Here is a 10,745-nt window from a genome sequence, read left to right on the forward strand (position 1 = left end):
TATGTTAGCAGGTCATTATTCTACAGCTCTTTTGGCTTACCAAAAATTCCCAAAAGGCACTTTAATATTCTTCTTAATAGCTTCACAATTTCAGGATTTAGTTTGGCTTACATTACATTATTTAGGTATTGAACCAACAGAACCAAATAGTGTCGAAGAGGTAACTTTACAAGGCATTGATGTAAATATGCTTTTTAGTCACGACTTGTTGCCACAACTATTTTGGGTTTTGGCAATCTTCCTTATAGGTCGCTTAATCTTTAAGAGTACTAAAATTGGAATAGCAGGCGGTCTTCTAGTTCTAGGTCATTTTATTTTGGATTTCATATCGGGTTACCCACACCATATTTTTGGCGAAGAAACTCATACTATTGGGCTTGGTTTATACCATTCCAACGTTTATCTCGCCATAGCAATAGAAGGTTTAGTTTCTACCTTGGCATTGTTCTATTTTTTCAAAAAAGAAAAAGAAAAAGGCATTGAACGAACTACAAAAAACAAGTTTTATATAATAGGCTTATTTGTTTTTGGAGTTGTTTTCTTACTTTTAATAGCAACGACTTCATTTAAAGATTGGTTTGGACTTCCCGACTTGAATGTAATGTTTAATACCACAATACCTACCCTTATTTTAACCTATATAGGTATGATTTTCTACTTGAACTATTTTGTGCTAAAAAAAATAAAAAATTAAAGTAATAAAAAATGGACAATTTTACAATTATCAACTTACAAGCCTTGACAGGCACAATCGCAATCATTTTAGGTTTCAAGTATTGGATTCAGCCTCGAATTTCAAAACTATCCTTACACGATGCACTTTTGCCTTTTGTTTTCTTAAACACCTTTAGGTATTTGGGCTTGACGTTTATGGCTAAAGAGCAGTTTTTTGACGGCTTTCCTTCGGACTTTTTAACAACAGTTGGTCTGCTTGACTTTACTACAGCAATTTTAGCCATCATTGCTGCCATTGCATTAAAAAACAAATGGAGTTTTGCCATTCCGTTAGTATGGATATTCAATATTGTTGGGTTTGGAGATTTAATTACTGCTTTTCCTCAATTTTTTAGCTTAGAACTCTATAATCATAACCTCGGCATTATTTGGTTGACATTTGTAACCTATGGTTTAGGTGCATTCTTAAGTCATATCTACATTTTTATCAGACTATTCAAAAATTTAAAAAAGAAATAATATGAGCACAAATAATAAAATACTTCTATTCCTTGCACTGAGTTTTTTTGCTTTTCAAAATATAAAAGCACAAAGTGTTTATGAAGGAAAGAAAACAAAAGTAGAAAAAGATATTTCAGCAGATTTTCCTTTCGAGTCTAAATTCATAGATCTAGGAACGGATACCGTACACTATGTTGAATCAGGTGAAGGTGACCCAATAATATTACTGCACGGTTTACCTGCAAATGCTTATCTATGGCGAAACATTATTCCAAACATTGACGATAATAAAAAGGTAATAGCCTTGGACTTTTTAGGTTTTGGAAAATCAAGTTTTCCAAAAGACAGAAACGTTTCAGTAGAAGTACAGTACAAAATGCTGACTGATTTTATAGAAGCTAAGCAACTTAAAAATGTCACACTTTTTATTCAAGATATTGGCTCAATTGTAGGGATGCTCTATGCGATTAGAGAACCTCAGAACGTAAAGGGGATGGCTCTCTTTGAAGCTCCTTTTATGCCAGCTGATGTAATGTACGACCAATTACCGTTTAGTTTCAAAGCGTTTATGAAACTCACTAGAACCAAAAAAGGGAATGAAAAATGGATGGTTAAAAAGAATTTTGCTGGCAAAAAATTGGCGGTTAATTTCTTTACAGGTAGAAAATTACCAAAAGAAGCGTATCCGCATTATACGCAACCTTGGGATGAGAAAGAAAGACGCTATGCCATAACCAATGGTCCAGACCCTGCCGTTTTATCCTACACCAAAGGAAAGGGAGAAAGTGACTTTGCTACTCTATTGGACACTATATCAAATGGAATGAAAGAAACACGAATCCCAATCTTATATTTCTATGCCAAAAAAGGATTAGTAAATAGAAAAAAAGCAGTTGAATACGCCAAAGAAAACTTCAACAATGCAACCTTTGTTTATCTTGGAAAAGGGAAACACTTTTTGACAGAAAGCCACCCAAAACAAATAAGCCAGAAGTTTAATTTTTGGTTTGAAACGTTGAAGTAGAATAAAAAAAAACTATAGCAAAAAAAAAAAAAAATGCAATAGCGGTTTAGTTGTAAACTTGAACCGTTTTTTTGTAATTATTAAGTATCTTCTCCATTCAATAACTTAACGCAACAAATCTAAATTAATAGATTTGTATTAATAAACACAATAAAAATGAAAAACAATCTACTCTTAGTATTAATACTAATTCCAGTATTTTCTATTTGTCAAAATCTTACAAACTCAAGTACTATAACTATTACTAAAACATGGAGTCAGCAACCAAATGGATATACTTACCCAATGGACATTTTAGTTCCAAGTGGCAACCCTCCCATAAATGGATTTCCAATTTGTATTTTATTACATGGTAATGGACAAACAGGCTCATCCATTTTAACCCAATATCAAAGTATACTAAACGGCCATGCATTGATAGCACCAACAGGATATATGAATAGCTGGGATATTTGTTCCGAAAATAGTGAAGCTCCTGATATGGAAATGATTTTAGATTTGATAGGTTCGATACAAAATTATTCAAATATTAACATAAATAAAATTAGAATATTAGGTTTTTCGAACGGTGCGGGTTTAGCAAATAGAATTTTTATTGAAAATAATGACCCGAGAATTGATATTGTTTGTGCGGTTGTTTCACAGTTAAATGAACCACAATATCATTTAGGAGATTATTATCAACCTAATGGTTCTTCAGATCCTTCAAGTTCTTATTGTGGCTACGATAATATTATTGTTCCTATAAGTGGAAGAAAATATCTAAGCATATGTAATGACAATGATCCTATAATTCCATATTTAGGAGGAACATCGATTGTTGGCGTTGACTTTTTAAATGCTCAAGATGCAACATTTATTGTTGCTCAAAGCCAAGGATATTCAGGTACTCAAATTAGTGGACCTGGAAACCCAATTGGAAGCCCACTAATATTTGAATATTCATATCTTTCGGGAGATGTGGTTCACCTTAGAGGAAATGCAGGCCACTCGACTAATTCATCACAACAAGACTACATCAATGACTTCTTTTCAGATTGTGAAGTTTCGCTTGGAGTAAATGAAATTACCATTGACGGAACTGAAGTTTATCCAAACCCCGTTAGTTCGTTTATTAATATAAAAAGGACTTCTGATAATCCTAGTTTCCTACAAATTTTCAATACAATAGGAGAGCTTGTTTTAAAGAAAGAGGTAAATGGTAAAAAAATATATCTTGATTTAACGTACTTGTCTAATGGAATTTATGTGTTAAGGTTAGATAATCAAGCAATTAAACTTATTAAAGAAAAGTAAAAGTGCCTAACAATTGTATAGTTCATTTACACCCTTCGGGATCCAAAAGCACCATACAAGGAACGTTGTAGCCAATTTGACCAAAAAAAAATCACAAGAGCAGAAACCCTTGCGATTTTATAAAATAGAGAAAAACTTGAATGGTTATACCGAAACACCACCAAGTATATTCTCCAACTGCATTTCTTTAAGAACTCTATCTTGAATAGGTTGCGTTAATTCGTTAATTTCATCAACACCCCAAGTAATACCAACGACAGTTCGAGTTGGACGACTACCAAAAGGCGTTTCGGCTAATTTCAAATATGCATCTACTACCCATTGTGGGTCGGGAGCATCTTCGCTCTGTAACATTTGAGCAAAATTTTCACCCATTGCTGATGGAACACCTGCCAATTCGCCATAAGTTGCTAAAACTTCACTATGTGCAGGAGCTTGTCCTGATGCCAATAAACCTGTACCAAAAGGACCAGGTTCTACCAAGACTATATCAACACCAAAAGGTGAAACTTCGTAACGCAATGCTTGTGAATATCCTTCCAAAGCGTGTTTAGTTGCAGTGTAAGTACCAAAAAATGGTGGTGACATACGACCAACCAACGAAGAAGTATTAATAACTAAACCAGAGCCAGATTTACGCATAGAAGGCAAAACAGCTTGAATTACTCTAATAGCACCAAAATAATTGGTTTCCATTTGAAATTTTGCTTGCTCAACGCTGAATGCTTCGGTAATGCCCAAATACATTATTCCTGCATTGTTGATAAGAATATCAATGTTTCCTGCTTCTACAAGAATATTTGACATTGCTTTTTTTACGGATTCATCATTGGTTACGTCCATATCCACAACTTTTATAAGTGTAGAATGGTTTTCTAACTCTGCTTTTGCATCTGAATTTTTTCCATAAGGATTTCGCATTGTAGCAAAAACTTGATAGCCTTTGTCGGCAAAATCTTTGGCAGCTTTCAGACCAAATCCGTTGCTGCTTCCTGTGATGATTATATTTTTCATTTTAGAAATATTTGAATTTTGAAATTAAATTGAGGCATACGAAAACGCCAAGTAATTAAGGATAGTCACAACCAACCAAAAGGGAGTGAACACGATACCTACATTTCTACCGTGAGTAGAAACTTTTGGATGCTTACCGAAGAATGGCAGAAAACCCGCTTGATTGGCATTAACCAACATCATCAATACTGCAACTACACCAAAAACTAAATGCAATGGTTGACGAGCAGCAAGTTCAACTCCCATTCCATAGATAGCACCAACAGCAACGGCTGTAAACCCGATAGCTCCTTGACGTTGTTCAAAAAGCAAAAGGAAAAGATAATCTTTTGCATTCGTCAACTTTTCCTTTGGCGATGCATCCAAAGCTGCATCAAGCATTGTTAGTTGTTCGTCTTGTGTCAAAGCCGTTTTACTGCTCGGAGCTTTAAGTCCAAAAAAGGGCAATACCCAATTGACAATCCAGCGAGCTTGCATAGGAAACAGCATTTCAATTCCGTGAAGTGTTACAGGAATAATGGACAATACCATTGCTAAGGTTGAAATTTGTATTTCGCTCATCGTAATAAGTTTTAAGAGTAATTAAAATCCAAACATCCCGTTATTGTGCGCCAAACCTTCGGTAGGAATTTCTTGAATCACATCCCAATGCTCTACGATTTTACCGTCTTTCATTCTGAACAAGTCGTAAAACACGTGTTTCTTGCCCCCATTCCATTCACCTTCGCTTACCGTTAGGACGAAATTACCTTCGCCCAACACTTTATGGATTTTGGTGTATTTAAACATATTGTTTTGAGAAGTGAGATACTGCACTGCTTCAACTATGCCAGTCAATCCGTCTTTAATTTGTGGGTTGTGCTGATGATATTCTTCAGAACTGATGTAGTCGCCAATCTTACTTGGATTTTTACCCATTAAAACGTCTTCAATAAGAGAAACTGCTAAAGCTTTGTTTGCCTCAGTTTTATCTAAATCTTCAACGGTTGTTGGTCCATCGGTTTGCGTTCTTCCGCTGGCAGTTTCTTTGGCTAAAACTGTCATTGCGTCCCAATGTTCGGCTACTTTTCCGTTTTTATCAACACGAATAATATCAAATGCCACCATTTCATCCGCCCCAAAAGGTTTGGCGTTTTTCCAGATATTGTGCATAAACACAAAATCGCCATCTTGAAACATTCTCACGTTTTCGGCATACGTTCCGTGTTCTTTTAATACTGGTAATAAACCAATAAAAGGTTCTAAACCAGTTGGCACAAATGGATTGTGTTGAATGTAATCAGCATTTGCAAATTTGCGCATAGTTGCAGTGTCTTGCTTCATTACAGCACCTAAGAAAGTGCCTACGATTTCTTTGTTTGTCATCTTTGTTGTTTTTGATTGATTAACCTCGCTAGTGTTCTGTTTTACTGAAGTGTTGCAAGAAACAAGAATACCTGCAAACATTAGTACTAAAATTGATTTGCTCATTGATTTTTTTTAAAGTTTATTTTTTACTTGTGTTTCGCAAGCAAAATTACATATTTACTTTTAATATGCAAGTAAAAATTAAAATAAATTTCATTTTGCAAGCAAAAATACTTTTCAGTACCTTTGTGAAATAATTAGAATGTCAAGGAATGAATGTGAAATTTAAATGTAACTGTCCTTTTACTTCGGCTTTGGATATAGTGGGCGAAAAGTGGTTGTTAGTTATCGTAAAGCAAATGCTCATAGAAGGAAAAGAAACTTTCAAAGAATTTACCGAAGCTGATGAAGCAATTGCTACCAATATTTTGACGGCCAAACTTAAATTTTTAGAAGAAACTGGTATAATTTTCAAAACACAACGACCAGATAATAAAAAAACAAACCTTTATCTTTTAACTGAGAAAGGCTTGGCTTTAACACCTGTTTTAGTAGAACTAGCTTTTTGGGGCGATAAAAATCTTAGAGACATCCATCCTATCATTGTGAACGGAGAAGCAATGGAATTCCTAAGGAATGATAAAATGGCTTTTGCGAATGAAATAGAAAAAAAATACAAAGAAAAACTAACTACAATAAATTACTTACATTAAATAAGATTTTTATCGTATGCAAATTTAACCTTTAATATCCGCATTTTAACCTTTATAAAACATCACCCCTTAAACTTCAAGACTTCACTCCTCCCTTTTTTAAAAATTTTGTTGCTGGCGTGTTTTCCTTTGCGGAGTTCTTTGAGAATTATGTGCCATTTTTTGCTTTTTAGTGAAGAATCATTACGATTTGTAAACAATTTGAAAATTATTTTTAAAAAAGGGTGTTTTTCCTTGTGTGAATCGTTTTTTTTTTTTTTTATGTTTGTATTATTGTTATGAAAAGTTGCAAACTTCCTAACAATATTTTACGTAAAATCCTCCTAAAAAGATTCTTATATAAAAATTACGCAGCTTCTTTTTAGTTTATTGACGGTGAACAAATTAAACTCTTTGTAGGAAATAATAACAATTTGATTTAGTATTGAATAATAAACTATAATTAAGAAATTTAAAATCATGAAAAAATTAATTTTACTTTTATTTGTAATATTTGTGGGTAATATAGGTTTTGCAAATCAAAATAAAGAAAACAAATACTCTAAAGAGAAAATAAATTTTGAACTTAATTTAATTTGCAACAATAATTTTTTAGAGCAATTTAACTTTTCACAAGTCAAAAAATACGAAACCTATCTATTAAGTTTTGATTCTTTTTGTTCGGTGAGTATCTCATCAAGCTATAAAGGATTTACAATTTTTAGAAATAGAGTTCCATGCAGTGGTATTCGTCAGGCCGTAGATGAAATGCATGCAATCTTGAGAAAATTAGCTGGTGATGAATAATTGCTAATTACTATACATTCTTTTTAGCAATTAATACTAAACAATAGATTTTTAATTATTTATTGTTTTTAAAATAAAAAATGAAAAAATGAAAATTAAATTAATAATACTCATAATAATTTTTTTAGAATTATCCGTTCATTCCCAAGAGAATTTTTATCAAGCGAAATATACTATGACCGGAAAATATCTTAATAATGAATTATATAACGCTACTTTAATATTCAATTCAACTAAATCGTTATATACTTATAGAGTATTAAGCAATAAAGACAAAGAAAATGTTAATGATGACAAAATATCTTTAACTTATAGTGATAAGAACACTTATTATTTGTACTCAGACAAAATTAAAGATAGTATTTTTGATTTAACAAATAGAAATAAAAAATATTTTTATGTAACTGAGGCTATACCTAAACTCAAATGGAGACTTTTAAAAGATGAAAAAATAATTAATAAAATTAAATGTTTGAAAGCAACAACTCATTTCAGAGGAAAAAATTATATTGCTTGGTATACACCATCAATAGTAACACCTTTTGGTCCATGGAAATTGCATGGGCTTCCAGGTTTAATAATGAAAGCATATGATGAAAGTGAAATAATAAACTTTGAAATTATCGATTTAAAAACCTCATCAGCAAATTTTAAATTAGATTTAGATGACAAATTAGAAAAAATCAATTTAATTAGTTTTGTAAAGGAAGAGAAACAAAGAATAGAAAAATTAATTAAAGTGTTTAAGTCTAGAACAGAAGGTCATGCCTCAAGCGTTATATCTCGACGTGATATGGAAGATAATTATTATGATTTGGAAAAAGGGTTAAAATTTTAGTAATAATACATAACTCAATGGGTGTAATTAAGACAAAAATAAATTTGAAAAATCATATCATTATAAAACCACATAGAAAAATAGAAAAAAGGGGTTCATAGCCCAATTTTTGGGATTCACATAGCTATGATTTTCTGAAATTGAGTGAAACGTCTTTAAAAAAACAGTAAAAGGATGTGCCTATGTGGTTTTACTTTTAAAAATTGAATTACACTCAACAAGTTAATAATATATATATAAAGATATTAACTAGTTTGGAAGTATTTTACATCTTAAATACCATAAAATTGTTAAAATAATAGGTATGAAAAATTTACCTATATTTATTTTATTATTGCTTACGGGCATCATAAAATCACAAGATAAAAAAGTGTATGTGGAATATGAAATCACAAATTTATCTACTGGTAATCCTATTTATGTGAATGCAAAATTATTTGTAGATAAAACTAAATCTGTTTACACTATCAATCCAAAAGATACAAAATACAACAAAGAAGAAAAAGCGACTTACAATGAAAATGATAATAGTGTGACTAAAATTATATACAAATCAAGTAATACTGCTTTTTTTTTAATTACAGATAAATTAAAAGACTCACTTGAATTCAATTCAACTTCTAGAGAAACCAAATTGATAGTACAAGAAAAAATACATCCATTTAAATGGACTATACATAAAGACACAAAAAAAATTGGAGATTTCAATTGCATAAAAGCTACAACTTATTTTAGAGGACGAAATTATATTGCTTGGTATAGTCCTGAAATACCTTTAAATAGTGGTCCTTGGAAATTTTCGGGTTTGCCTGGGCTGATTATTGAAGTACAAGATTTAGAAAATTTATTTTCGTGGAAAACACAAACTATACGCTATCCATTCAAAGAAAATTCTCCAAAAGAAATTCCAAATAAAGAGACCTATACTAAAATACATTTAAAAGAATATGTGGGTGTTCAAGGAAAAAATTCTACAAATTTTGCGAGCCTTATTCAAACAAAAATGCCAAAAGGATCTGAATTTAAAGACATGAAAATTAAAAGAAATGGAATAGAACTTATTTATGAATGGGAAGAAGATAAATAAATTTGAATATTTTGAATTAAAATCTTTAAAATCTACCATATTTAACAATGAACCTAAAAAAAATCAAAATTATTTTTAAAAAAGGGTGTTTTTCCTTGTGTGAATCGTTTTTTTTTTTTTTTATGTTTGCTTTGTTGTTATGAAACCTTGCTAATTTCATTGCGGCATTTTTTCGCGAAAATCCCTCTAAAAAGATTCTTATATAAAAATTGCGCAGCTTCTTTTTAGTTTATTGACGGTGAACAAGGTGAACTCCTTGTTGGTATTTGTGAACGTAATTGTTGCGTTCTGTAAACTAATTTTAATAATTTTAAAAAAATAATAAACATGAAAAAAATAGTATTAACATTAACTTTTTGTTTGAGCTTTTTGTTTTCCTTTGGGAAAAATGACAACAATCAGTCTTTAAATATTGATGTGTTTAATTGTTGGGTTCAGGTTAGGCATGTGGTTACAGACCCAACTACTTTTGAATCTTTCTCCTATACCTTCACTCATTGGGTTGGTTATGCAGGGTCACAAGAAAGTTGTGATGCTCAAGCTAGAAATTATTTAACAACAATGGGGTATATCTCTTATTAAAAAAGTTGGGATATTTTAATAAAAAAATATCCCAACTTATAAACCTTATTTTATGAAAAAAAGTTTTACATCTATACTAATTTTTTTTATTTTAGCAATTACAGCTCAAAATAAAAAAATAGTAGCAACCTATGAAGTAGTGGCTAACTTATCTAATCAACCAATATACATAAAAGCTGAACTATTTATTGAAAATAATCTATCTCTATATATTGTAAATCCAAAAAACGTAAAATATGAAAAAGATAATACTATAGTGTATTCTGAAAAAGAAGATACTTACATAAAATATTCTTATTCAGAAAGTGATAATATTTTTTATTTATTTAAAGATGGTAATCAAAATCTAATAAAACATACTTCTGGTAACAATACTAAATTTTTAATTGAAGAAAAAGTATATTCTTTTAATTGGAAAATAAAAGAAGAAACAAAAAAAATTGGTGCGTTTTTGTGTACAAAAGCAACAACGTATTTTAGAGGTAGAAATTATATTGCTTGGTATACTAATGAAGTACCTGTAAATAAAGGCCCTTGGAAATTCTCTGGACTTCCTGGTTTGATTTTAGAAATTTATGACGAAGATAAAATCTTTTCTTGGCAACTAAAAAATATTATATATCCTTTTAAAGAAAATTTCGAATTAATAATACCAAACGAAAAATCTTATCAGAAAATTAAATTAAAAGAATATGTTGCAATTAAAGAACAGAATTCTTTGGATTATTCAAAACGTATAACCACTAAATTGCCACAAGGTAGTATAATTAAAGACATGAAAATTAAAAGAAATGGAATTGAACTTATCTATGAATGGGAAGAAGAAAAATAAATACGATTTCACTTTTTGTAACAATACTACTATTACATTTCAATAGTATT

13 protein-coding genes are annotated in these 10,745 nt (G+C 30.9%); 10 read left to right on the top strand and 3 right to left on the bottom strand.

The genetic code is table 11. From position 1 onward, the window contains the following. The first annotated feature begins 1 nt into the window (after position 1). The 4 genes from IU405_RS03510 to IU405_RS03525 all read left to right on the top strand — a co-directional run bounded on the left by IU405_RS03510 (position 2) and on the right by IU405_RS03525 (position 3,496). Positions 2-694, top strand: a complete 693-nt coding sequence (locus IU405_RS03510; RefSeq protein ID WP_197437227.1) for a hypothetical protein — start codon at positions 2-4, stop codon at positions 692-694. Positions 695-705: 11 nt separating this feature from the next. Then, a complete protein-coding gene (locus IU405_RS03515) occupies positions 706-1,194 on the top strand; it encodes a hypothetical protein (protein ID WP_197437228.1) in 489 nt (162 codons plus the stop codon). A 1-nt stretch (position 1,195) separates the two neighbouring features. Further along, positions 1,196-2,200 (top strand): alpha/beta fold hydrolase, encoded by a 1,005-nt coding sequence (locus IU405_RS03520; RefSeq protein ID WP_197437229.1) that lies wholly within the window; start codon positions 1,196-1,198, stop codon positions 2,198-2,200. A gap of 156 nt (positions 2,201-2,356) precedes the next feature. After that, a complete protein-coding gene (locus tag IU405_RS03525) occupies positions 2,357-3,496 on the top strand; it encodes a T9SS type A sorting domain-containing protein (RefSeq protein WP_197437230.1) in 1,140 nt (379 codons plus the stop codon). 144 nt (positions 3,497-3,640) lie between these two features. On the opposite strand, the gene IU405_RS03530 is transcribed toward IU405_RS03525, so the two are convergent. The 3 genes from IU405_RS03530 to IU405_RS03540 are packed head-to-tail and all read right to left on the bottom strand — an operon-like array spanning position 3,641 to position 5,875. Continuing rightward, the gene (locus tag IU405_RS03530; protein ID WP_197437231.1) at positions 3,641-4,510 is read right to left on the bottom strand and encodes an SDR family oxidoreductase; all 870 of its coding nucleotides are present in this window, start codon (positions 4,508-4,510) and stop codon (positions 3,641-3,643) included. 24 nt (positions 4,511-4,534) lie between these two features. Beyond that, positions 4,535-5,071 (bottom strand): hypothetical protein, encoded by a 537-nt coding sequence (locus tag IU405_RS03535; RefSeq protein WP_197437232.1) that lies wholly within the window; start codon positions 5,069-5,071, stop codon positions 4,535-4,537. A 21-nt stretch (positions 5,072-5,092) separates the two neighbouring features. After that, entirely contained in the window at positions 5,093-5,875 is a 783-nt protein-coding gene (locus IU405_RS03540) for a nuclear transport factor 2 family protein (RefSeq protein WP_197437233.1), read from the bottom strand. 254 nt (positions 5,876-6,129) lie between these two features. Between IU405_RS03540 and IU405_RS03545 the strand changes: the two genes are divergently transcribed. The 6 genes from IU405_RS03545 to IU405_RS03570 all read left to right on the top strand — a co-directional run bounded on the left by IU405_RS03545 (position 6,130) and on the right by IU405_RS03570 (position 10,695). Next, complete coding sequence (locus IU405_RS03545; RefSeq protein ID WP_231749510.1) at positions 6,130-6,570, top strand: winged helix-turn-helix transcriptional regulator; 441 nt, start codon at positions 6,130-6,132, stop codon at positions 6,568-6,570. Between the two features lie 459 nt (positions 6,571-7,029). Beyond that, positions 7,030-7,356: a hypothetical protein gene (locus IU405_RS03550; RefSeq protein ID WP_197437234.1), complete on the top strand. Its 327-nt coding sequence runs from the start codon at positions 7,030-7,032 to the stop codon at positions 7,354-7,356. A gap of 88 nt (positions 7,357-7,444) precedes the next feature. Then, positions 7,445-8,194, top strand: coding sequence for a GLPGLI family protein (locus IU405_RS03555; RefSeq protein ID WP_197437235.1), 750 nt, complete (start codon positions 7,445-7,447; stop codon positions 8,192-8,194). Positions 8,195-8,498: 304 nt separating this feature from the next. Next, complete coding sequence (locus IU405_RS03560; RefSeq protein WP_197437236.1) at positions 8,499-9,281, top strand: GLPGLI family protein; 783 nt, start codon at positions 8,499-8,501, stop codon at positions 9,279-9,281. 327 nt (positions 9,282-9,608) lie between these two features. Further along, complete coding sequence (locus IU405_RS03565; RefSeq protein ID WP_197437237.1) at positions 9,609-9,863, top strand: hypothetical protein; 255 nt, start codon at positions 9,609-9,611, stop codon at positions 9,861-9,863. Between the two features lie 52 nt (positions 9,864-9,915). Next, positions 9,916-10,695, top strand: coding sequence for a GLPGLI family protein (locus tag IU405_RS03570; protein ID WP_197437238.1), 780 nt, complete (start codon positions 9,916-9,918; stop codon positions 10,693-10,695). Positions 10,696-10,745: the final 50 nt, after the last annotated feature.

The organism is Polaribacter sp. BAL334 (genome assembly GCF_015767435.1).
In the GTDB taxonomy this organism is placed as follows: domain Bacteria; phylum Bacteroidota; class Bacteroidia; order Flavobacteriales; family Flavobacteriaceae; genus Polaribacter.

Bases quoted from the DNA above. Each gene is read 5' to 3' on its own strand.
- IU405_RS03520 (WP_197437229.1), top strand. From the start codon at position 1,196: ATGAGCACAAATAATAAAATACTTCTATTCCTTGCACTGAGTTTTTTT.
- IU405_RS03510 (WP_197437227.1), top strand. From the start codon at position 2: ATGTTAGCAGGTCATTATTCTACAGCTCTTTTGGCTTACCAAAAATTC.
- IU405_RS03570 (WP_197437238.1), top strand. From the start codon at position 9,916: ATGAAAAAAAGTTTTACATCTATACTAATTTTTTTTATTTTAGCAATT.
- IU405_RS03565 (WP_197437237.1), top strand. From the start codon at position 9,609: ATGAAAAAAATAGTATTAACATTAACTTTTTGTTTGAGCTTTTTGTTT.
- IU405_RS03550 (WP_197437234.1), top strand. From the start codon at position 7,030: ATGAAAAAATTAATTTTACTTTTATTTGTAATATTTGTGGGTAATATA.
- IU405_RS03545 (WP_231749510.1), top strand. From the start codon at position 6,130: ATGAATGTGAAATTTAAATGTAACTGTCCTTTTACTTCGGCTTTGGAT.
- IU405_RS03525 (WP_197437230.1), top strand. From the start codon at position 2,357: ATGAAAAACAATCTACTCTTAGTATTAATACTAATTCCAGTATTTTCT.
- IU405_RS03535 (WP_197437232.1), bottom strand. From the start codon at position 5,071: ATGAGCGAAATACAAATTTCAACCTTAGCAATGGTATTGTCCATTATT.
- IU405_RS03515 (WP_197437228.1), top strand. From the start codon at position 706: ATGGACAATTTTACAATTATCAACTTACAAGCCTTGACAGGCACAATC.
- IU405_RS03540 (WP_197437233.1), bottom strand. From the start codon at position 5,875: ATGACAAACAAAGAAATCGTAGGCACTTTCTTAGGTGCTGTAATGAAG.
- IU405_RS03530 (WP_197437231.1), bottom strand. From the start codon at position 4,510: ATGAAAAATATAATCATCACAGGAAGCAGCAACGGATTTGGTCTGAAA.
- IU405_RS03555 (WP_197437235.1), top strand. From the start codon at position 7,445: ATGAAAATTAAATTAATAATACTCATAATAATTTTTTTAGAATTATCC.
- IU405_RS03560 (WP_197437236.1), top strand. From the start codon at position 8,499: ATGAAAAATTTACCTATATTTATTTTATTATTGCTTACGGGCATCATA.